At 40.1% G+C, this 24488-nt stretch carries 21 protein-coding genes and 1 tRNA gene; all 22 read right to left on the bottom strand.

Going from position 1 to position 24488, the window contains the following annotated elements; all coding sequences use genetic code 11:
* Positions 1–78: 78 nt before the first annotated feature.
* Positions 79–774 carry an amino acid ABC transporter permease gene (locus ABDZ72_RS04030; RefSeq protein ID WP_425542343.1) on the bottom strand — a complete coding sequence of 232 codons (696 nt, stop codon included), beginning with the start codon at positions 772–774 and terminating at the stop codon, positions 79–81.
* Between the two features lie 29 nt (positions 775–803).
* The gene (locus ABDZ72_RS04035; protein WP_343751320.1) at positions 804–1625 is read right to left on the bottom strand and encodes a transporter substrate-binding domain-containing protein; all 822 of its coding nucleotides are present in this window, start codon (positions 1623–1625) and stop codon (positions 804–806) included.
* A 268-nt stretch (positions 1626–1893) separates the two neighbouring features.
* Positions 1894–3051: an aminotransferase A gene (locus ABDZ72_RS04040; protein ID WP_343751381.1), complete on the bottom strand. Its 1158-nt coding sequence runs from the start codon at positions 3049–3051 to the stop codon at positions 1894–1896.
* Between the two features lie 111 nt (positions 3052–3162).
* Complete coding sequence (locus ABDZ72_RS04045; protein ID WP_343751321.1) at positions 3163–4131, bottom strand: hydroxyacid dehydrogenase; 969 nt, start codon at positions 4129–4131, stop codon at positions 3163–3165.
* Positions 4132–4264: 133 nt separating this feature from the next.
* A complete protein-coding gene (locus tag ABDZ72_RS04050; protein WP_343751322.1) occupies positions 4265–5686 on the bottom strand; it encodes an NAD-dependent succinate-semialdehyde dehydrogenase in 1422 nt (473 codons plus the stop codon).
* Positions 5687–6084: 398 nt separating this feature from the next.
* The gene (locus ABDZ72_RS04055; RefSeq protein WP_343751323.1) at positions 6085–7437 is read right to left on the bottom strand and encodes an aminotransferase family protein; all 1353 of its coding nucleotides are present in this window, start codon (positions 7435–7437) and stop codon (positions 6085–6087) included.
* The gene (locus ABDZ72_RS04060; RefSeq protein WP_343751324.1) at positions 7406–9031 is read right to left on the bottom strand and encodes an amidohydrolase; all 1626 of its coding nucleotides are present in this window, start codon (positions 9029–9031) and stop codon (positions 7406–7408) included. The genes ABDZ72_RS04055 and ABDZ72_RS04060 overlap by 32 nt, the downstream gene beginning before the upstream one ends.
* 20 nt (positions 9032–9051) lie before the next feature.
* The gene (locus tag ABDZ72_RS04065) at positions 9052–10341 is read right to left on the bottom strand and encodes a TRAP transporter large permease (RefSeq protein WP_343751325.1); all 1290 of its coding nucleotides are present in this window, start codon (positions 10339–10341) and stop codon (positions 9052–9054) included.
* A 1-nt stretch (position 10342) separates the two neighbouring features.
* On the bottom strand, positions 10343–10834 hold the full coding sequence (locus ABDZ72_RS04070) for a TRAP transporter small permease (RefSeq protein WP_343751326.1): 492 nt from the start codon (positions 10832–10834) through the stop codon (positions 10343–10345).
* 114 nt (positions 10835–10948) lie between these two features.
* Entirely contained in the window at positions 10949–12001 is a 1053-nt protein-coding gene (locus ABDZ72_RS04075) for a TRAP transporter substrate-binding protein (protein WP_343751328.1), read from the bottom strand.
* Positions 12002–12021: 20 nt separating this feature from the next.
* Positions 12022–12969, bottom strand: coding sequence for a D-2-hydroxyacid dehydrogenase (locus ABDZ72_RS04080; protein ID WP_343751329.1), 948 nt, complete (start codon positions 12967–12969; stop codon positions 12022–12024).
* 15 nt (positions 12970–12984) lie between these two features.
* A complete protein-coding gene (locus ABDZ72_RS04085; protein WP_343751330.1) occupies positions 12985–14610 on the bottom strand; it encodes a M20/M25/M40 family metallo-hydrolase in 1626 nt (541 codons plus the stop codon).
* Positions 14611–14869: 259 nt separating this feature from the next.
* A complete protein-coding gene (locus ABDZ72_RS04090) occupies positions 14870–15823 on the bottom strand; it encodes a hydroxyacid dehydrogenase (RefSeq protein WP_343751331.1) in 954 nt (317 codons plus the stop codon).
* Between the two features lie 27 nt (positions 15824–15850).
* Positions 15851–16543, bottom strand: a complete 693-nt coding sequence (locus tag ABDZ72_RS04095; protein WP_343751332.1) for a FadR/GntR family transcriptional regulator — start codon at positions 16541–16543, stop codon at positions 15851–15853.
* Between the two features lie 169 nt (positions 16544–16712).
* Positions 16713–16922 (bottom strand): hypothetical protein, encoded by a 210-nt coding sequence (locus ABDZ72_RS04100; protein ID WP_343751333.1) that lies wholly within the window; start codon positions 16920–16922, stop codon positions 16713–16715.
* Positions 16923–16991: 69 nt separating this feature from the next.
* Positions 16992–17921, bottom strand: a complete 930-nt coding sequence (locus tag ABDZ72_RS04105; protein ID WP_343751334.1) for an NADP-dependent oxidoreductase — start codon at positions 17919–17921, stop codon at positions 16992–16994.
* A 292-nt stretch (positions 17922–18213) separates the two neighbouring features.
* Entirely contained in the window at positions 18214–18810 is a 597-nt protein-coding gene (locus ABDZ72_RS04110; RefSeq protein WP_343751335.1) for a hypothetical protein, read from the bottom strand.
* A gap of 554 nt (positions 18811–19364) precedes the next feature.
* Positions 19365–19438 (bottom strand) — tRNA-Pro (locus ABDZ72_RS04115).
* 74 nt (positions 19439–19512) lie between these two features.
* Positions 19513–20919, bottom strand: coding sequence for an MDR family MFS transporter (locus ABDZ72_RS04120; protein WP_343751336.1), 1407 nt, complete (start codon positions 20917–20919; stop codon positions 19513–19515).
* A 93-nt stretch (positions 20920–21012) separates the two neighbouring features.
* Positions 21013–21873, bottom strand: a complete 861-nt coding sequence (locus ABDZ72_RS04125) for a hypothetical protein (protein ID WP_343751337.1) — start codon at positions 21871–21873, stop codon at positions 21013–21015.
* A gap of 12 nt (positions 21874–21885) precedes the next feature.
* Positions 21886–23007 (bottom strand): hypothetical protein, encoded by a 1122-nt coding sequence (locus ABDZ72_RS04130; protein WP_343751339.1) that lies wholly within the window; start codon positions 23005–23007, stop codon positions 21886–21888.
* A 145-nt stretch (positions 23008–23152) separates the two neighbouring features.
* Positions 23153–24283, bottom strand: coding sequence for an FAD-dependent monooxygenase (locus ABDZ72_RS04135; RefSeq protein WP_343751340.1), 1131 nt, complete (start codon positions 24281–24283; stop codon positions 23153–23155).
* Positions 24284–24488 lie beyond the last annotated feature (205 nt).

Below are 24488 nucleotides of genomic sequence, written 5' to 3' on the forward strand. Positions count from 1 at the left end.
GGGGACTTTTTTATGCATTTGGCGTTTTCGTCGATTTCACATCAAATTTTTTCATTACAGGAATGCTCCTATATCCAATTAATCACCTGTAGACATTTTTTTCTCAATTCTATTAACAATAAGAGTTAGTATTAACACAACAAACAGATAATAAATGGCTACCACAACGTAAAAAGTTAAAAAGTCAAAATTATTAGACCCTTGAGTGTTAGCCACACCGAAAAGCTCCTGCATTCCTATGAAGGAAATAAGTGAAGAATCTTTCAAAGCTATAATAAATTGATTTCCAAGTGGAGGTACCGCACGACGAAATGCCTGTGGCAAAATAATTCGACGCATGGTAAGCATTCTGCTCATACCCAATGAATTTCCGGCTTCAGATTGCCCATTGTCGATTGACTGAATAGAACCGCGGAATATCTCAGCAATGTAAGCTCCGTTATGAAAAGCTAAGGCTGCAGTTCCTGCAGTAAATGCAGATAGCTCAACAAAAGCTGTCAGACCATAATATAGAATGAAGATTTGTACAATGAGTGGGGTTCCACGTACTGCCCATATATATATATCTGCTATCCACTCCAGAATTTTCGAGTTTGAAATTTTCAGTAAAGAGAAAAAAAGCCCAATGACAAGAGCAACAACGAGCGAAACGAATGTGAGTTCAACTGTTAATAATAATCCATTTAAAAATAAATCAAAGCTTCCAGTGAGGACATCGAAAAAATGAAATATAGATTGCAAAATGTTCAACCCCTTATATTCAGATGTGCACATTTAAATGTGCACATCTGAATCTGTATAACTTAATTATTTAATTCCTCAGGTGGTTCTGTAACATCTTCACCTATCCATTTCTCGCTGATTTCCTTTAATTTCCCTTTCTCTCTCAATTCATCTAAAGCTTGATTGATCTTTTTTAATAAATTGTCATGTTCTTTGGCAACTGGAATTCCTAATTTTGAGATTTTCAATTGCTTCTTAGCTTCTATATCCAGACCTTCTTTAATAGCCGTTTGTCCTGTGGTAGCATCTGTAACAACAGCATCATGATGCCCTTTTGCTAGAGACTGAAGCGCAACGACATCACTGTCAACCTGTGGAATATTATCCGTGTACTCTTTAACCATGTTTACATACGTTGTGCCTCTTGCGACTGAAACCTCCTTACCATCTAAATCTTCAGCCTTCTTTATATTGCTATCGGGTCTAGTAAAAATAACTGGTCCATTATAGTAGTAAGGGTCAGTAAAATTAACTTGTTTTTTACGTTTTTCTGTAATGGTATGATTAGCCACAGCAGCATCATAACGATTTTGTTTTACACCAGTTATGATGCCGGAGAACTTTGCTTTTTGTGGATTTGGTTCTAATCCAAGTTCTTTTGCAATAGCTTTACCGACATCTATATCAAATCCAACCATTTTCCCATCTTTCATAAAGCTAAATGGCTCAAGTTCTCCGGAAGCGGCAAATGTAAATTCACCGGAATTAACGAGATCCAACTCGTCTTTATCATTATTTTTCGTTCCACTCGATTTTTCAGATCCATCATCGGAACCACAGGCAACCAAAAAAACCATTAAAATCATCGTTATAAGCAAAGCGACAAATTTAGTTCCGCTCATTTTTTACGTTCCCCTTTCATTTAAATAGAATTGTGATGGGTTGAATCAATTGGGACTGACATCGTTAGAGCATAACCATGAAAATTAATCCAATAGACTTCGGTTAGTTTACAGCCACCTCCTGTGTCCTTCGACGTTTCATGCATACAAAAACCCTTTGATCAGCTTAACCATATTAACCTTCAAGAATATTACTAAACCCTTTTAACGATAGATTGCTATATTGCTTCATCTTAATGTATTCCTTCACTCTTCTCTAATAAATATTTCAATTTAAAGCGCTTACAAATTGCTCCATTCGATTCATGCCTTCCTCAAGAACATCCATTGAACTTGTAAATGATATACGAATATAATTTTCTCCGATTGATGAAAAAGAGGAACCCGGTACAACTGCGACATGTTTTTCTCTCAAAAGCTTATTTGCAAATTCTAACGATGTCATTCTAAATTTTTGAATAGAGGGAAAAATATAAAACGCCGCCTGAGGTTTTATGGCCTCAATCCCCATCGAGGTTAATCGTTCATAAACATAATTCATTCTTCTTTCATATTCTTTCCTCATAGCAATAGGATCATCTAAACCATTCGTTAAAGCTTCTATTGCAGCCTCTTGACTGATCGAGCAAGCACACGTTGTATTAAACAAATGGACTTTTAACAATTCATCTATTAGAAATGATGGTGCGAATAACAACCCAATTCTCCAGCCTGTCATTGAATGAGACTTTGATAATCCATTAATTACTACTGTTTGGTTTCTCACTTCTGGGAAAGATCCGATAGAGGAATGGTCCCCGTCAAAAATTAATTCACTGTAAATCTCATCTGAAACGATAAATATATCTTTTTGTTTTAAAAGTGTTGCTATGCTTGCTAGTTCTTCTTTTGTAAGAAGCGTACCAACTGGATTTGATGGATAAGAAAGAAGGACACATCGTGTTCTTTCAGTTATATGCTGCTTAATTAAATCGGCGGTCATTTTAAAATTATTTTTTGTCGTGTCAACAAATACAGCCTTAGCTCCGCACATCTCAATCAATGGATAATAACCCGGAAAAGCCGGACCTGCAAGAATAACTTCACTCCCTTCTTCCAATATCGTCCGGAAAACGGTATCCAAAGCTTGTGTAGCTCCGTTCATTACCATCGTTTCAGTTTCCCACGAGTACGTTAATCCATGCTTCTTTTGTACAAATTGACATGCCACTTGACGAAGTTCAGGTGTACCAGCTTTATTGGTATAGCCTGTTTGATTTGCATCAATCGCAGCTTTTCCGGCATGTTTAACGTGTTCAGGTGTGGCAAAATCAGGTTGGCCAAGCGTCAAATTGATACCATCATCTAATTGTTGTGCAGCCTCAGCAAAGTCTCGTATGCCTGAATTTTTTAAATGTTGTACACTGTTATTTATTAAATCTTTCAACATAACCAAACATCCCTCCTTTACAATAATATTTAATTAACACAATTTTAAGACTTATCTTGTTATAAATACCGGACGAATGAAATCTTCATTTTGTTTATCAGAGTGATTTTATACCTCAATAATTTCCTGATTAATACAGTTGCTGGGACCATTGCCTTCCAAAACATGTTTAATTTCTTCAGCAGCACCAGTAGCCATGAAGAATAATGCCTCTTCCGTAGTTGCTCCTATATGTGGTGTCAGGATCACATTTTCTAAATGCAATAGGTCGCTGTGACTTGAAGGCGGCTCTACCTCATATACATCAATACCCGCTCCAGCAATATCCCCATATTTAACAGCTTCAGCTAATGCTTCTTCATCAACCAACCCCCCTCTCGCACAATTAATTAAGCATGCTGTCGTTTTCATTTTTTCTAAAGAAGACTTATCAATTAAATGGTGTAACTTTTGGTTATAGGGCAAATGAAGGGTAACAAAATCAGAATGTATTAAAATATCGTCCATCGTTTGTACCATCGTAAGATCTTCAGTCAGACTTGAATCGACATACGGGTCAAAAACAAGAGCTTCCATATCAAACCCATAAATACACTTTTTTGCTACCAACTGACCAATTCGACCGTAACCTATAATGCCAATCGTTTTCCCTCTCAACTCTCTACCAATCGATGTATTTCTAATATTAAAATTTCCTGTTCGAACACCCCGATCCATTGTCAAGAACCTGCGAGATAAATTCATTATTAAACCTGTGACATGCTCTGAGACTGATACAAAGTTTGCATCCGGAACATTACAAACATATACATCGTTATCTGAAGCAGCTTGAATGTCAATATTATCAACGCCTACACCACACCTCGCAATAATTTTAAGATATGGCAATGAATCAATAATTTTTTTATTAATTGTGGCCCCTCTTACCATAATTGCGTTACATTCTTGTAAACGGGAATTTTCTAATATATCATTAGGATTACTCACTTTGAGTAAATCATAATTTGAACTTTCCAACAATTTTATTCCTTCTTTTGGAATATGCTCATGCCCTTCATAAATAATTGCAACTTTCAAACTTTTTATCCCTCCTTGACTCCTATAACAAGGATTGTAATTCCTTTCATTGCCTGACACGTCAACTATTTAACTTGACATGGTCAGACAATGAGATAGATAAAAATCTTAAACTAAATGGTACCGTAACATGCTATTGTTTGATTTGCGTTGAAAATAACTTTTCAACAACATATTCATCAATCCCCTGGTGTCCGCCTTCCTTTCCAAACCCGCTTTCTTTAATTCCTCCAAATGGAACGGAAGCTGTGATGGGAAGAGAATCGTTTAATCCTACAATGCCGAAATCCAACTGCTGTGCCACTCTATGGCCTCTGGATAAATCATTTGTATAGAAATAGGATGCCAAGCCAAAAGGCGTGCTATTGGCTTTCGATATCACTTCTTCTTCTGTTTTAAATGAAAAAATCGGAGCTACCGGTCCAAACGTTTCCTCGTAAGATATGAGCATGGTTTCATCAACCTCTGTTAAAACAGTAGGTTCATAGAAACTCCCTTTTTGAAAGGTCTCACTTTGCGGCCGTTGTCCACCAACAACAACTTTTGCTCCTTTTTGAACCGCATCAGTGACTTGCTCTTCAACTTTTTTGACACCACTCTCATTGACTAAAGGACCAACAAAGGTTTCGGGATCCAGTCCATCCCCCATTTTTACATCCTTCACTTTTTCTTCAAGTTTTTGAACAAATTCATCTTTAACAGATTCCTGAACATAAACACGGTTCATACTCACACACGTTTGTCCTGCGCAGCGAAACTTACCTGCCACCAATTGATCAACAGCCAAGTCAAGGTCCGCGTCTTCAAATACAATATACGGGGCATGACCTCCTAATTCCAGCGATAATTTTTTCACTGTTTTGGCTGACTCTGCCATTAATTCTTTGCCTACTTCAGTAGAACCGGTAAAACTTATTTTTTTAACTTTTGAGCTGTTTAACAACGTATCAGAAATTTCCCCAGCACTTCCCGAAACCAAATTAACGACACCCGATGGCATTCCTGCTTCTTCAAACATTTCAAAAATGAGTTTGGCTGACAACGGTGAATTGGATGACGGTTTTAAAACAACAGTACACCCGACAGCAATGGCCGGTGCGATTTTTCGAGCAATCATAGCAACAGGAAAATTCCAGGGCGTTATTGCTCCAACCACACCAACTGGCTGTTTGATAACATTTACGACTTTATTCGCTTTCGATGGGACCGTTTCCCCATAAACGCGTTGTGCTTCCTCTGCAAACCATTGAATATAATCGATTGCCATTTGGACTTCACCATTCATATCCTTCAATGATTTACCCATTTCCAACGTCGCCGTACGCGCAAGTTCTTCTTTTCTGCCTCTCATTAATTCTGCTACTTTGTACATATAGGAAGCTCGCTCTTTACTGGATAGTCCAGACCATGTATTAAAAGCTTCGTGTGCCGAGTCAATTGCTTCATTAACGTCTTCTTTTTCAACACGGGGAACTGTCCCTACAATGTCCCCATTGGCTGGATTTTTTACTTCCATCTCTTTTTTCCCGCTAAGCCACTTCCCATTAATAAACACCAAAACATCTCCTTTATAAAAATTGTCCTAAACACTTTTTACCAATCGCAACTGCCTTTTTTAAAACTATGGTTCATAAAAAAATAAAAAGGCGTGGAAAAAGTTTTTGTGTCTCTGGGGAAAGTTATTTTCCTCTCCACTCACCATGCTGCTTTTGTTTACTGTATCAATCATATGTCTGCTTCCCCCTTGACATTGTCTTAAAGTGAAACTCTATATAAAAACCTAATGTTATAATTGTTCAACCGGTATCACCAGCTAATGTATAGTTTACTACTAATTGATTAAATTTTCAATATATTTTTAAATTATTTAACCCTTTTATATTGTTCTTTATCTACATTCGAAAAAGCATCCATGATACTCGTCCCCCCTTCATCATGGAAGGGGGAGTTGGTTTATATATTCTTTTCTCTTCGTACTTCGAGTATAGAATCATAAAGAATTTCAATCATGTTATCAATTTGTTCTTTATTAATAATTAACGGTGGAGCAAACGTAATGATATCTGTACTATCATAAGTGACCGAACGACAAATCATTCCTCGTTCAGCCAATATTTCAACGACTCTGGGTGCTACTTTTAATGAAGGTGAAAATCGTTTATTAGTAGATGGATCTTCGACTAATTCAACAGCACCTAACAACCCTAATGAGCGGACATTTCCAATAATATCGATCTTATCTTTTATTGAACGGAATCCATTTAACATTTCATCCCCCATCTCTTTTGAATTTTCCACGAGATTTTCATTTTCAATGATTTCAATATTCTTCAATGCTACTGCACAGGCTGTCGGATGTCCGCTGTACGTAAAACCATGAAACAACGTTCCTTCTGACTTTTCCTTTAAAGTTTCATGAATCTCATCGGAAACCATGACACCACCCTGTGGGATGTAACCACTTGTGATACCTTTAGCCAACGTCATCATATCAGGCACAACACCCCAGTGCTCCAAGCCAAACATGGTTCCTGTTCGACCGAATCCCGTAATAACTTCATCTGCAATAAATAAAATACCGTATTCATCACAAAGTTTACGAATCTCCTGGAAATAATCATCAGGTGGAATAATAATACCGCCTGCTCCTTGTACCGGTTCTGCCACAAAAGCAGCAATCGTTTCGGGACCTTCATTTTCAATGAGGTTACGAATCGAAGCAATTGCCTGCGCAGTTCCTAATTCATAAGGCGTATCCGCATGTATGAAGTCCGTTGACAATAAACCAGCCATTTCCCAAAACTGCGGAATTCCAGTAGCACTGGTAGAACCAGAAGAAACGCCATGGTAGGCTCTTTGCCGTGAAATGATTTTCTTACGTTCAGGCTGATCTCTCAATTTCCAATAGTGACGTGCCAATTTAAAGGCGGAATCATTAGATTCTGATCCACCGGATGTTAAAAAGACTGCGTTTAGTCCATCCGGAGCCAATTCTGCCAGCTTTTCTGATAGGCGAATGGCTGGTTCATGACTAAAAGTGGAAAACGCTGAACTGAATGCCAATGTATCCATTTGCTGTTGTGCCGCTTTCCCCAATTCTTTTCTTCCATAACCAATATTGACATTCCATAGTGAGGACATCGCATCAATTAATTCCCTGCCATTGTTGTCTTTGAGGTATATACCATCACCTTCCGTAAAAATAAACGCCGGGCCGTGTTCTTGTTGTTGCTTAATAGAAGATGTTGGATGAATAAAATGTCTTTGGTCCAATTCAGTTAAACTCTTTTTCACGTTGTTTCTCATTAAAATCCCTCTCCTTTTCATAGATAATCTCACCGCCAATAATGGTCATATCTATTTCAGTATTTTTTATCTGTTGCGGTGAAAAATTAAGAAAGCCCTTCGGCAGAATAGTTAAGTCTCCCAATTTTCCCACCTCGAGTGTCCCTTTTTCGGTCTCTTCAAATGATGCATAAGCTGCATGTTTGGTGTACATTTTTAATGCTTCATATAAACTCACCCTTTCTTCCGGAATAAAACATTTTCCATTTTTGGTTTCGCGACTTACAGCCGTATATATGCCAAGCATTGGTGAACACGGAGTTGCAGGAGAGTCCGAGCTTCCCGCAGGTGTCAATCCATACTTACAAAAGCTATTAATAGCAAAAACGTGATTAATGACATCATCTTGCAGGTTCTCCATGTATACGTCGCCGGCTAAATGAATAAGCGACGGTTGTGGAACAGAAATGATTCCTAGTCTGCTCATTCTCTGAAGAAGGTTTTTATTTGCAATACTGGCATGTTCTATTCTGTGACGACAATCAGAACGTGGGAATTTTTCCAAGGCATTTTCATAAGCATCCAACACTTGTTTCACAGCATGATCCCCTATGGCATGAATAGCTATTTGCCAACCTGCTTTATGCACCTCAAGAACACTTCGGGCAAGGTCTTCGTACGAATGCACCAGTTGACCATAACCGTTGTTATCCCGGTATGCCTTTGTCACCGATGCTGTCATCCCACTAATTGTTCCATCAGCAAACATTTTTATCGGACCTATTTTTAGACGATGACTTCCTGAACCGGGTTTTAAATTCATGTCACGTGCATTTTTATAAAACCGATTTAAAATCATTCCGTTCATACGCACATTTAACGATTGGTTTTCAACCATATCATTAAACACTGTATATTCTTTAAATGAACCTGTTATGAAACCAAACCCAGCTTCATGAACCGCTGTAATACCGTGTTGAACATAGTATTTATCAGCGAGACGAAGTGCCTGTTTCATTTGTTCTGTTGAATACGGTGGCATTTTAGCTGTTACCAAATCCATTGCTTCTTCTTTTAAAACACCCGTCAATTCTCCATTGTTATCTTTTTTCAATTCCCCCGTGTCCACTGTTGACTCTTTTGTTACACCTGCTGTTTTTAATGCAGTATCATTCACCACAGCTGCATGTAAACAGTAACGGGAAATAAAAATCGGGTTGTTAATGTCAACAAAATCATCTTTAGTTGGGAGACGTTTTTCTGTAAGACTAGATTCATCAAATCCCCAACCTATAATCCATTCTTCCGGATCACAAAATTGGGCACGTTCTTTTACTCTTTCAACCATCTCTTTAATAGATGTCACCCGGCAGTCAACGTTTTGTAAATTAAATCCAGTTGAAAACATGTGTTGATGAGCATCAATTAAACCGGGGACAACCGTCTTTCCTTCAAGATCAATAACTTTCGTGTCCTTTCCAGTATACTGTTGGACATCAGAATTATCTCCAAGAGCAATGATTCTCCCATTTTTAATGGCTATCGCTTTGAAATAATGATGATCATCATCCATTGAAACGATGACACCGTTTTGCAAAATCGTTTCCGCTTCCATCAATATTCCTCCCTCGTAAATTAATTCATAAGATTAGGTAGAAACATCGTTAGTGGTGAAACGTAACTAACGATCAACAAAGATAAAAGCATTGCTAAGAATAAAGGAATAGCTGCTTTCGCAATTGACTCGATAGGCCTCTTGCTAATTGCAGAGGCAACAAACAAGTTGACACCGAGCGGCGGAGTAATGTAACCGATTGCTAAATTCAATATCATGACAACTCCAAACTGCACCGGCTCCATTCCAATTTGTGTTGCAATCGGCAACAATATCGGAGTTAAAATTACCAATGCAGCAATCGTATCCACAAATGCTCCAACAATGATTAAAAAAAGATTAATGAGCAATAGAACAACAATATCACTGCCGGAAAAACCGATAATAAAGTTAGCGATTGTTTGTGGGATCTGTTCCAAATTCAATATATAAGCAAAAGCTATGGATAACCCAATCATATATAAGGTCGATCCCATAATAGAAGACGTTTCCATGATGCAACTATATATATCTTTCCATTTCAGCTCTTTGTGGATAAATGCACCGACAATGTATGCATAAATGATTGCGACAGCCGCAGCTTCCGTCGGGGTAAAGATACTGCCATAAATTCCACCAAGAATAATCACGGGGGCCAATAGTGCCCATTTGGCATCATAAAATGTTTTCAGCACATGTTTAATATCAATTTTCTGTGTGGTCGGATCTACTTCTATACCTTTTTTCCTCAGAAGAAGATAAGATGTAATCATTAAAATGATACCGATGAGAATGCCGGGTAAAATTCCAGCCATAAATAAACTTCCTATTGATACACTTCCCACAACACCAAATAATACTAATGGTATACTTGGGGGGATAATGACTCCGATAGAGCCAGCAGTCGCTGTAATCGCTGAAGAAAAACCTTCCCCATAATTTTTCTTCTCCATAGCAGGAATCATAAAAGACCCAATTGCGGCCACAGTAGCGGGACCGGACCCTGAGATTGCTGCAAAAAACATACACGTAAGTACTGTGACCATTGCCAAACCACCGACTAGAAAGCCGACAAGAGCTCCAGCAAATTCTAATAGTCTTTTGGAAACCCCACCCTTTCCCATTAACAATCCTGCAAACATAAAAAACGGAATAGCCATTAAGGGAAAGGAGTCTAAAGATGTAAAAGCTTTTTGAGCCACTGTGAGGAGTGGTATATTATCACTTACAAAAATAATAGTTATTAAAGTGGACAAACCAATTGAGATACCAATTGGAACACTAATAAAAATAAGTATAAACAGGCTTCCGAAAAGAACTGCTGATGCCAATTTATCCCCCCTTTTGCTCACTCGGATCTGTTTTAAATACAAAATAGAACTGTTGAATTAGACGCATGATCATTAATGCTCCACTTATTGGAACGACCAAATAAACAATCCACATAGGAATACCAATCGAGGGACTTGTTTGTCCGGTCAGTTGAACTTGCTTAACAAACTGAAATCCTAAATAGGCCAAAAATACAGAAAAAGTGACCCATAGCACCAGAACGATAAATTCAATTATTAATTTAAATCTATCTGAAAAAAGCTTTTTTACAACTTCAACCCGAATATGTGCATTTTTCCGAATGGCTAGACTAACACTTATCCAAGCCAACCAGATTAATACATATCGGGAAAGCTCAGCACTCCAGCCAAGGGATGAATTAAATACATATCTGAATACAACTTGGGCGAAAACTAAAAGGACAATGAAAATAAAGCCCGAAGCTATAACCCACTCTTCCAGTTTTTCATCTATTATCTTCTTGAAATTCATTTGGAACCCCCAGCTTCACGAAAGATCCAGATAGTTCTCAGCTCCCTGCTTCATTCGTACAATGATTTCGAGAAAAGCTGAGAACATCCGATTTATTAGCCGTATCATTTCAAATCATTCGGGTTTTGCAAGTTTAATGAGATCTTCACCTATAACATCTTTATACTTGTCATATACTGGCTGTACCTTTTCTCTTAGTTTTTCCTTTTGTTCAGCAGTCAGTTCATTGATTTCCATCCCTTTTTCCTTTAGAAGTTCTATATTTTCAGTATCCTGTTTCTTCGCCAGTTCTCTTTGTCTTTTTGACATTTCCTTACCCGTTTCTTTTAAAAGTGTTTGTAGGTCATCAGGCATACTTTGAAATTTTTCTTTGTTAATGAGCGTTATAACAGGAGCGTAAAATTGATCCGTCATTGTAAGATAATCCTGGACTTCATAGAATTTATTGGAGGTAATTATGGAAATGGGCATATCTCCCCCATCAAACGTTCCTTGTTGCAATGCGGAATACAGTTCCCCAAAAGCATGTGGCGAAGGATTGGCCCCTAATTCATCAAATGTATCTTGATACAATTCATTTTCAACAACCCGCGTTTTCAAACCTTTGAAATCTTCAATTGACTCAATAGGATGTTCACTGTTCATGAACTGGCGAAATCCATTTTCGCCGTACCCGAGTCCAACCATGTCCATATCAGGTAATTCCTTCAATAGTGTTTCCCCAAGCTTTCCATCCATGGCCTTATGTGCTGTTTCCCTAGACTTAAATAAAAATGGCAAATCAAAAACCATAAATTTTTCATTAAAACTAGCTAACGTAAATGTGCCAATCATCGTCATTTCTATATTTCCCAACTGCACAGCTTCTGTAGCCTCTGCATCCGAACCATACAGTTGACCATTCGGATAAATTTGTAAGTCAATTCGGCCATTCGACTCTTCTGCTAATGTTTCTTTCCATTCTTCTAAAGCAATATTAGAAGCATGATCTTCGGGTAAAACGTGTGTTATTCGTAACTCGTATGTTTTACCATCGCCATCTCCGCCATCGGATCCATTTTCGTCATTGGTTGCACTCGTGTTTTCATTTGACGAGCATGCTGACAATATCACAATAAATCCAGCACAAAAGATTAAAAGTAACATAGATTTCGTATGCGCTTTCATTTTTCTGCCTCCCTCATAGATTAATAGCCTTTATCCAGATCCACCTTATCAATCATTGTTTCTCCCTTTTGATAGCGACTAAAATTCATTTTGAACTTTTCAATGCAACGATCATAAAAATGGATAGTCTTTGCAGAAAGATGTGGTGTGATAAATACATTATTCATATCCCATAATGGGTGATCTTTCGGTAACGGATCCTCTTCAAATACATCAAGTGCAGCACCTTGAATTGTTTTTTGATTAAGTTCGTTAACAAGAGCGTTCGTATCAACAAGTCCACCGCGGCCAATATTAATCAGATAAGCACTCTCTTTCATTAACCGAAGCTCATTTCGACCGATACAGTGAAACGTTTTTTTCGTTTCAGGCAACAGTAATACAATGAAATCTCCCTCCTTTAAAGCTTTTTCTTTATTATCTAATGTAACCATTTCATCAAAATGAGGTCGTAACTGCCCGCTTGTATTCACACCTAAAACGTGCATACCGAACATTCTTGCTTTTTCAGCAATTGCCGTCCCAATCGTACCAGCACCAAAAATAGCTATTGTCTTTCCACCAGCCTCATCAACCAACTCCTCTCGATTCCATATATGCTGTTGTTGCTCTTGAATAAACCTTCTTAATTGCCTTGTATAATACAAAATCATACTCATGACATATTCTGACATTGGAGTGCTATAGATCCCCTTCACATTTGTTAATAAAATCCCCCTTTCTTCCAATTCTTCAATCGGAATATGTTCTACCCCTGTTTGAAAGACTTGAACCCATTTCAAAGAAGGCATCTGCTCCAACGTTTCTTTTGTCAGATCAAACCCAAATGTGATTAAAACTTCAACATGATTAAGCAATGTTGAATTATTTTTTATATCAGGTTCAAGATGGACCGGCATCGGTGAGCAAATATCCTGTAAATATTGAATTTGGTCCTTTGAAAATTCATCAATAGTCATTACGAGCATATATATCCCCCTATTTTAATAAATCATCTTTTTACAAAAACGTTTGATAAACAAAGGTAACGTGTTAAAGGTGTAGGGTTTATAGACACGCTCAGTCATTTTATGTGCGTCCTTTCCCCAAGTACCAATGTTAATCGCCGGTATGTTCAATGTACGAATTTTGTCGATAGGCACAGGATACAATTTATCCATTTCAGGGAAGTTTTTCTCCAAACCTATGATCTCTTCGTCCGAATCATCCAGTGCGAGATAGCTGCTGTCCGTCAATGACGGGAAAAAGTATTTAATGGGGAAATCATCGTCAAATCCATTGGTTATTTCCTGCAAATTGTCAATGATTTTTTTTTCATTGTTTGTTTCGCCTTTTACATAATTATGTGGAACGAAAGGAGGAGCAAAAAATATAACAACAACAGGCTCTATTCCCCCTTGCATATAAAGCAACTCCTCAACAATACGGGCACCGATTTCCCTCAGATCTGATTCTTCATTCTTTTTAACCACCTGATTCAGATGTTCATTCACCTTTTCTCCATATAAATCGTAGACTGATTGGTAAAGCTGTTCATATGTCAGAACTTTCGACTCCCACGGCAATGGCTGAAAATTGAAATCGGTTCGATCACAAAACAAACGATATTGGTGATTCAGATCGTTGATCACTTGTTGAAAAGCTTCTTCGGTAATCCCCTTTAGTTGTTCCATTACCCGATCCGGTGACATACCGTGAACGAAATAATTAAAATACACGAAGGACGCTAGAGGTGTTTGGACATTATAGCTAGGCTTTAAGTCTTTTGCCTTTAAAACAGAGGGCGGTTGCGGTATTTCACCATGTTCTTCATCTGCCAGTATGGTCTGATGATCAATACGACGGACGAGTTCAGACGTTATTAAATTCGGATTCAACCCTTCAAACATTTGACCAACATGAGTTTCACTGCCTTTTATATAAAAACTTGGAAGCAACTTACCAACTGATCCCAAGTAAATGTAACGACTATGGTCACCAGAAAATAATGGACCGACAAAGTCGCTGTTAATGGCCGTCACGAAATCAAGATGCTCTTCTGTTTGTAAACGTTCTAATTCTGTTAAAGCATCAATAATACCGCCATGTGTTGTCTCTTCAATCGGATTAGTCATGAATAAAAGATTTCCATCAAGTTCATGAGGGTGTTCGCAAAAGTATTGTATGGTCCATAATTGTGCTGCCAATCCGCTTTTCATATCGACTGATCCTCTGCCGAACAACCAGTCGCCCGAATGAAGATCATCTTCAACTCCCGAGGGCAATTCAACTTCTTTTAACTTCTCCATTAATTCATAAGGTTGGACAGCATACGCCTCAAGTTGACCATAATCATCTGTGGGTACGGTATCCGTATGACTATGAAGAATTATCGTTTTGTTTGAATGACCACCCTTTCCTCTTAAAAGTGCAAACACACTTTTTCTGCCTAAATGATCATTTTCAACTTGTTTTGACCAGATGAGTTCAGGGTGATGTTGAAAGTATGAAAAAGAACGAAGCTTGCTTTCCACAGCTTCAGCCATCCGTACCTCACCTTCTGTCCCATTAACACTTGCAATATTAACAAGCTCTACTGTTAACGCTTCCATTTCCTTTTCAATGTTCATGTTATCCCTCCCTTCCAACAATTTATTGGTAATAGAATATGAATATAAGGTCACGAATTTATTTTTGTATACAAATTATTAATATAATCGTTATTGTATTCATTTACCATTAAAGACAATTATAACTTTCTTTCACCGGTCATATTCTAAGTCATTACAATATGTTCAACCGGTAGGACCTGTTACAATTAATTTACTACAAAGTAATGTAATTTTCAATATAATGTGTTAATTTTTTAAATAAAAAATTTTAAATAAATTAATTAATGGTATTCACCGGCCAAGAGGGAGTATATCCTTTCAAAACTTGATCGATCTGTTTCGCAGCATGCAAAGACATTTTTCTAGCCCCTTCTTTGGATAAAGCAGCACTATGAGGAGTAACAATAATATTCTCCAAAGAAAATAGCTCATTGTTTGTATTTGGTGGCTCTTGTTCAAAGACATCAATACCTGCACCTGCAATGGTTTTGTTTTTCAATGCAGACAATAGAGCTGACTCATCTACCGTCCCACCACGAGAAGCATTAATGAAAAATGCATTTTTTTTCATAATATTAAATTGTTCAGAGCTGATAATATGTTTGGTAGACGTCAGTTTAGGCAAATGTAAACTAATAAAGTCTGATTCTTGTAATATATCTTCTAACTCATTCTTATGTGCAACAAACTCTGGTACCTGTGTAACATATGGATCGTACCCCAGCACATTCATATTAAAGCCATAATGCGCTTTTTCAGCAACGAGCTTCCCAATTCTCCCCAAACCAATCACGCCAACATTTTTTCCTTCCAGATCATCACTATACACCTTTTGACGAATGTCGAAATTCCCGGCCTTCAATGCTTCATCCATAATTGTAATCCTCTTTGAAAGCGCTAGCATAAATGCTAATACATGTTCTGCAACGACATTTGCATTGGCTTCCGGTGTGCTGGTAACATATATACCTTGGTCTGTCGCGATATCGACATTGATGTTATTAATCCCAACACCGTATTTCGAAATAATTTTTAAATTTTTCCCGGCCTTAATTACATCTTCATCGATTATGGCATTAGACCTTGTCAAAATAGCATCACAGTTTTCCACATCTTTTATTAATGTGCTTTTATGAACATCTTCAGCAAACTTTAAACGGTATCCATTTTTTTCTAAATAGTCTTTCCCTTCCTTTTCAATATCCAACGGAATGTAAATGGTTGAATTCATAGCATGCTCCTTTACCTATACATACATTTAAAGCAGATTTTGTTTTTTCAGCAAAGTAACTTCATTTCTGAGTAAATCCATATGATTTTTGATTACACTTACACCAAGACGCTCATCCATCGTCTCTATTGCTTGGATTAAATCGCTATGATGGTTTTGAGCATCATCAACACTATACGGTAACAACCGTGTCAACGTAAAAATGGAACCTTCAGTAATATCAAACAACGATTGTATTAATAACGGATAAATATTATTTTGTGTTGCCTTTGCCAATGTAATATGAAAATAAGAATCGTCTTTGATAAACTGGTTAACAAATGATCTATTTTTTTCCATTTTGTTATAGATGTTTTTCAATGCTTGAATATCCTGGACTTCTCTTTTTTGTACAGCTTTGCGGATAATCGCTATTTCAAGGTCTTCCCGAACTTCCAAAATTTCCTCGCCGGTCGGATCATCGGATTGAAGCATCCGTTTTAAAGTTTCTGTCACAACAATATTATTCAATTTGGTTATATATGCACCTTTACCAGGTTTGACAATCGCATAACCATGTTCACGTAAAGTACCAATAACTTCACGAATGACATTTCGACTGACACCATATTCCTCAGCCAACTCTCTTTCTGAAGGGAGTTTATCTCCCTCTTTATATACGCTTTGATGAATTTGATCTTCAATTTTTTGTGCAATATCTTCATAAAGCAATTGATACACTTGTTTTTCACCTCATTTCATAATGAATTTATTCCGAGGCAACTGGTAGGACCGGATAGTAATTAACAGTATAATATCTTTAATATGAAAATTCAATACAATTGACAAAAAATTATTAAAAGTGACCATAAAAACCAGGGTGAAAAGTCTCTGTTGGTCACCCTATCCTTTAAAAGAATGCCAAAAAGGCGAGTGGCTTCGGTATGAGAAGCTCTCGCCTTCCGTTCAGGACGACTTCAGGGAAAATACTATTCAAATCGATTGTTAAGCCATCTAATACATGGACAGGTACAACGTCTTCCTTGTCATATACATTAGATAGTTTCAGCGAATGGTTATTTAACAGATAAACTTCGACAATTTGATTGGCTGGATCCATGATCAAATATGATTTATATTAATTTGAGCATTCGATATCTATGCGGACCTTCTCATCTAAACTATATCCCTATTGAACCTTCAGCACAATCTTTCCACGAGCGTGGCCGGTGGCGCTGATGCGATGACCCTCTTTCACGTCTGACAGGTTCATCACGTGTTCGACGACTGGCTTAATTTTTTCGGCTTCGATCAGTTCAGCCATTTTTTGCAGGGTCTCGCCGTCCCGTCCCATGGATACTTGATAGGCGTTCACACCATAGTCTTTCGCCAATTGTTCATCCGGTGCCGTTGTTGTGGATGTGAGGCGCCCGCCCTTTTTCATTACCTTGAAACTACGGTTTTGAACGTCACCTCCTATGGTTTCCAGAACGACATCCACGGGGGAAAGAACATCCTCAAAATTCTCCTCTTCATAATTAATGACTTGATCAGCGCCAAGCTGCTTTAAGAAATCAGTGTTTTTGCTGCTGCCCGTTGTTGCGACCCAGCAACCGTAAGCTTTGGCCAATTGAATGGCGAAACTGCCGACACCGCCAGCACCTCCTTGAATCAAGACACGCTCACCTTCTGTTATTTTCGCAACATCCACAAGACATGTCCACGCCGTCAGACCGGCGAGCGGAATGGAAGCGGCTTCTTCGTAGGTCAGGTTGTGCGGCTTTTTCGCTACCATATCTTCATTCACCGCTACATATTCCGCGTAGGTGCCATTGCGCATCATATCCGGACTTGAATACACGTCATCGCCAACTGAGAATTTGCTGACATTCGATCCAATCTTTTTCACGACACCTGCTGCATCCCAGCCGATAATCAATGGAAATTCATAAGGAATCATTTGCTGCAGATAGCCTTCTCGTATTTGCCAGTCGACCGGGTTGACCGACGTCGCCTTGATTTCAATCAATATATCGTTTGGCTTCAGCTCTGGCTCGTCAATCTCAGTATAATTCAATACATCTGCATGCCCGTATTGCTGCATCACAATCGCTTTCATGTCATTTCCATCCTTTCTTCTTTCAAGAGATTTGATGAACAATTCAAAAAAATCATCAAGTTCTAGTGTAATGATTTCTCATGAGACTTTCAAATGTTGGAACTCGAGAAAAAAAGTGTCGTTCGAATGGGACCGGGGTAGGCCGCGCGACTGCACGAACGGCGCGACCTCATGCGATTATTGCGTGAGGTCGTCGAAGGCAGTTGATTTTCGGCTACCACCGAAAATCGTCTATTGGTATGGTCGTCAGCTGTCATGCGAGTTCTCAGGATGGCCCATGCTCACCACAATATTACGATTTTCGTTTGGAAAGGCGGAACGATTGCAGTGTCATCACATGGCGCATAATTTTGAACACGTAAAGGATTTTTCCAGTAAATAAGATAATCGGAGTTGATTTATAGATCGCGATCGTTTTGCAAACCGCTTTTCCCCCAACGGTAGCCGCTGCAATCAAGCTCGTTAACACAACGGAAACGGCAATAAACACTAGTGATCCTTCTGACGTATTGATCATCCGACCTAATTGAAAAACGACCGATGTCGACGCTGCCCCGCTGACAATGCCTGCAATATCACCGACGACATCGTTAAAAAAACTGGAGAACAATGGGGCGTTTTTTGTAATATACGTTGCCTCTTTGGCGCCTTTGATTTTTTTGGATGCCATCGCATGGAAATGCGCTTCTTTAGCAGTGGCTGATGCCAGGCCGATGGTGTCGCCAATAATTCCAATCAAAATAAAAACCAATACAATAGCAAGACTGAGAACAAGTCCGGCTCCTCCCCGAAACCATGAGGACATAAATGAAAAAAACAGTGCCATGATAAATGTGGTCAACACGATTTTGCTGCTCCACGGAATCGATGAACGAATCAACTTCATCATTCCTTTACCTCCTCATAATCAATCATTATATCAAGCGAAACTTGAATCTGTGGACGTTCATGAGTTTAAAAATCACTCCCGAGCAAGCACCCGGGAGCATGGCAACCCATTTGAAAAGAACTACCATTAGTGTAAGCGAATTGTTTCATACAACAGAAACAATTCACTTACACTAATATTTTTGCATAAGGTAAATATATATCACTTAAGGCAAAATGTCAACGGATTTAGATATGCGTTCTATCAAAAAACGTAGACACACAGGGATTATGAGTTTAAGAAAAATGTCTGCTGGTCGATTGATTGATACGGTTGGATTTCGTTTATTGGTTTATCAAAGAGGGCACTGAGTCAGCGGAATGTTTACGCGGTTTACCAATTTGTTTGGTACAAGGGGGAAAGTGGAATTTGGCCACCGCTGAAAATCACCGATTGGATATGGTCACCGGCTGTCGGATTTACGGAGGTCTTTACTGGTGCACGTCGTCTATGGCAGATACATATAAAAAAACTTGAACCCCGTTGCGGATTCAAGCTTTTTTATATTTCCTATATCGGGATGACAGGATTTGAACCTACGACCCCTAGCACCCCATGCTAGTGCTCTACCAAACTGAGCTACATCCCGTTAAAATGTCCACTCTATATTATAGGAAAAAATCCATATGAAATCAATACATTTTTCCACACTTCAACAAAAAATCACTGTCTTCGTTTTGCAGGCTGTCCCCGTCGTTCCAAAAAAAGAGCAAGAAACAAACCGGTCACCGCAAATAAAAACGCAACGAAAAAGCTTGTTTTCACGCCGTTCAAATACGTATCGGGATCCATAGTTGCTGAGCCGGCTTGAACGCTACTAATAAACGAAATAATAAACGTTAAGCCGAGTGATCCCCCGAATTGGCGGGCTGTGTTAATAACAGCTGTCCCATGTGGAATCAAATGGTCCGGCAACGCATTGATGCCCGCTGTCATAATCGGCATATTAATCAACCCGACACCAGCCATGGCTACAATGAATAAAGCCATGGTTATGACAAATGGCGTATTGAGATCAAGGATGACATAAAAACCGATGGTGCTGACACTGAGCAAAACAAAACCGATAATCGCAATGACTTTGCCCCCGTATTTATCGAACAATCGGCCTGCATACAGGGACATGAAGGCAAGCGTTAAAGCGCCGGGCATCACGATTATGCCACCAAAAAAAGCCGAATACCGTTGTGCGTTCTGGACATACAACGGCAAAATCGTCTCCGTTGATATAAGTAAACTGAACGATAAAATCGAAATAATGGCTACAAGAGCAAAAACGGGTACTTTAAGCACACGGAGCTCCAAAATAGGCGTGGAAAGCCGCAATTGTCGACTGATAAATAAAACCAATGCCACCCCGCCTGCTATCAGACCGATAAGTGTTGCTGGTTCCGTCAGCCCACCATCTTCCAATTGATTGAAGGCAAACAGCATACCACCAAACCCAACCGTTGACCATAGTATGGATAACGTGTCAATGACCGTTTCGCGCTGCTCGGTCACATTGCGCATGTACAGAAAAACCAAAAGCAAAATACATGCTGCAATGGGAATAATCAGCAGAAACAACGCACGCCATCCGAAATACTGGGTGAGCGCCCCGGATATTGGCGGGCCAATCGCAGGCGCCACATTAATCACCAGCCCGGCCAATCCTAGCGCAAATCCTCGTTTTTCTTTGGGATACATCAGAAATAATATCGTTTGCATCAATGGGATCATAATGCCGGAGCCCATCCCCTGAAAAACGCGGCCCACCAGCAAAATGGGAAAAGAAGGCGCAACCAAACCGATGAACGTCCCTGCCAAAAATAACACCATCGCGGTCATCATTAATTTCCTTGTTGGAAAGGCATCAATGAAATAAGCTGTTATGGGAATAAGAACGGCCATCGTTAGCATATAGGTTGTTGTCAGCCATTGCACATCCGTCGAGTTAATCGCAAACTCCTGCATGATTTTTGGAAAGGCTGTAATGAGCAGAAATTGTGTCAGAACGGACAAAAATGCTGCCGACAATGTAATGCCCACAATGAGATATCTATGAAAACGGGTAAGATTCGTTGGCATTATTCCGCTCACCTCCTACAAACCCTTCACCAGCCATCTAAAACAGCAAACGACACGCCGTATGTCGCTCCATTCAGCATGAACCGATCTTCTTCAAAACGTTACTAAAAGGCCGGTCTTATCATCGCTTGGCTTTAGTCGCGGATAGATTCGGCACTGCTCATCGGCCATTTCCCGCTCTTCTACGGCATGCAATAACCCGTCGATTCCGTAATCAAATGCGATGCTGGCCGATTGCAACCATGCATTATCGTCATTCAGCTCGGTCGGCAAAAGCAACCCGTCACTCAATAGAAGCATGTGTGTAACCCGTTTAAGCGACAGCCTCCCATATTCCAGATGATCCATCGCCTCATCACTGCCATCAATCACGCCATACCCGTTCATCGTGTTCAATTGATTTCGATTGTGCAGTAATATAGGATTAATTTCGTTTCTCAGTTCCGTGATGTCAAGGTTATGATCGTTGTTCTTTTGCCTCTGCTTAACCAGCTCAGTAATGGCCTGTTGATCGAGGTATTGGATCAAATCGTATGTAACGGGGCGTATGTCCCCATTTTCATATTTTAAAAACAACATGCAATCGCCTGCGTGAATATAATGAAAATGATGATGATCCGGGTGCAATTGAATGGCTGCCAACCCAGTGGAACTTCTTTGGTTTTTGGGGATGTCATCCAAACGTGCAATCGATTCACGAATATGGGTCTGATAATAGCCTATCGTTTCACCGTTGACAGCTTTATTGGCATCTGCAATGCTCTCCCATAATCCATGTGATGGCGTCATCGCTTGTAAATGCGTTTGCACTGTATGCGAAGCCAAGTGACCGGGGATCCCATCCAATCCGGTCGCGCCATCAATGGCAGCAAGCACACCAGCCTGTTCATTGATGACATAGGCATCGTCATTACTACCTGTACCGCCTTGTTTATACACTGTATTTATGCGCAAGATTCCACCCCTCTAAAGCCAACCTTGTTGATATGTGATTAACGAACACACAATCAGCCCTATTCCGAGGCTGATAACAATCATAGTTTTGCCGGAATGTCCCGCTTTATCATTGGTAAACATTAAAAAACTGAAACCTGCATAGGCGACGAGCAGAATACCACCCAATACCAGCAATAACAGAACAGCTGCTGTAAACGATTGCCCCTTGATGATCTGGATGGAGCCCACCGTAAAGGAAATAATAGCTGTAAAAAACCCAAGCATTTGCAAATTTTGCTGTCGCATGCCATCGATCATTTCCTGAATCCGCTCATGGCTTTTTTGGTTGGCCGCTTCCTGTTCCGCCAACTTGTGATCAATCGTTTCATTGGCGGCATTCAGCTTTGCTTCAACCTTGGCAATATAATCATGCTGTTCCGTTTTTTGATCAGCTAACTCCTCTTGCACCTGGACGTTGCTCAGCAGCTGATAATATCTGGCGATGCGTAACTGATAGTCATTCCCTTTCTTTTCCAAGTCGATGGCCGTCCGAAGTGCATGCTTCGCGTCTTTAAACTGCTGTCGGTGGGCAAAGAACCGTGCTTTGGTCGCGTAAAATTTAGCGTAATGCTGATTTTCTTCAATAGCCCTTTCCAAATCACGGAATGCCCGCTCTTCCAATTGATTCATATCATCGAACGACACCTGTTCATTGTTTTCGATCAACGTAATCACACATTCCGCATAGCTATGTAAAATGCCGCTATGGTCCGCCAATTCCGGATTTCTGAGGGCTTTGAGCGAATCAGCGATACTTCTGGCCAGATTTCCATTCGACGTATGTTTTAACGCACGATAATGCAAAAACAGCGGTTCGTCTTTAAACGCCTCTTGATAATCATCAAACAGGATATTTAAGTAGGAGACCTCTTCCAGGCGTCGATACAAGGTCGCCAACGAAATAAACGCAATGTATCTATGAAAATAGTATGAACCGGATTGAACCATATTGTGCAAAAACTGCTTTAATTCAACGATGTTCTCATCTTTTTGGTCAATGATGTAATCGGTTATCGTTAATTCAAATGTCCGGTTCTGTTTATCGGGCAGGCGTTGGATTAATTGCTCGAACGTATCCTTAACGTCTGACATAATGCACCCCCATTGATGACGACCGTTTCCGTTCATGAAAGCTCTATTATACCAGATGGGGACCGCCGAGACAATTTCCAGTCCACCATTCAAATGAGGCTAACAACCAAACGGGCGGTGGTTTCCCGTAACCGACCAGCCTTGTCTATTTAAACAAAAACGTCAGCCTGCGAAAGAGCCATGATTTCGGTACCAGCGGAAAAACAGTATTCCGGAATCCGATCAATAACGGATGCTGCCATTGAGCGGCCCGCCCTATTTGTCTGGAGAGTGTGATAACTTTTTTGGTTTTCGTCACACGTCGTCTGTCATAACGCGACAAAGCAGCTTCCATGGATGGTTCCTCGTCGATGGCGCGCATGAGTTCATAAGCATCTTCAATCGCCTGGCCGGCACCCTGGCCCATGTTCGGGGTTGCCGCATGAGCCGCATCGCCTAGTAAACCAATGCGCTCATCGACAAAGGAATGCATTGGCTTAATATCATATATATCACGATGCAAAAAGTACGCATCATCGGTTTCACGGATCAATCGTTCCACCACCGGCGAAAAATGTGCAAACAACCGAGCAACCTCATGTTTATCCAAACGCGCATAAGTCGGATCGCCCTCATGCGCGTTAATGCAAGCAAACCAGTACACACGCCCGTCCTGAAGCGGTGCCCAGCCAAATCGCCCGTGTTTTGACCACGCTTCGGATGATATATGAGGCCTGACATCCCCCTTGTTGAACGTAATCCCGCGCCAACATGTATACCCGGCATAACGCGGCTCGCTGTCAGGCTTAAGCGTCTGGCGAAAAATCGACTGCATCCCATCTGCTGCGACGACGTAATCAACATGCTGTGTGTCGCCATCCCGGAATGTCAGATTCACGTGATCGTTGTGCTGTACAAAATCAACCACTTCTTTGTCAAAATGAAAATGAGCCGGATCGACCGCACGATGCAACGCTTCGTGCAAATGGGCCCGGTGGATCGTCACCGTCTCTTCCCCGAATCGTTTCTTTAATAAGGAAAAGTCAATGCGATTCATGACGTTGAACGCGCCATTTAAAAACCGCTGTTCCCGAAGCGGCATACCGGCTTGGACCACATCATGTGCTACCCCGATTCGATGCAGGGCAAGCATCGCATTGCTTCCGATTCCAAGACCGGCCCCGATCGGTTTGAACGAACGGGCCCTCTCAAATACGTGCGCGTCGATCCCCTTTTTATGCAACCCAGCCGCTAACGCAAGCCCGCCAATACCGCCGCCGATAATCGCCATCCTCATCGAACCCACCTCCAATGCGTTTCTCGGTTATAAAATGAAATGTCTCAATAGGGCTTCTTTCGCTACTGATGCGGGACAAACGGGTTACATGATGCGGACCCTCCTGCATTCATTATATCAAACACCCCGGGGAACGAAAGAATGACAAGCTCCAAAAGCAATGGCCATCTCACATGTATAAATAAACGGTGAAAGGAAATAAATA

The sequence above is a fragment of the Lentibacillus halophilus genome, from assembly GCF_039522485.1.
Classification (GTDB): domain Bacteria; phylum Bacillota; class Bacilli; order Bacillales; family Amphibacillaceae; genus Lentibacillus; species Lentibacillus halophilus.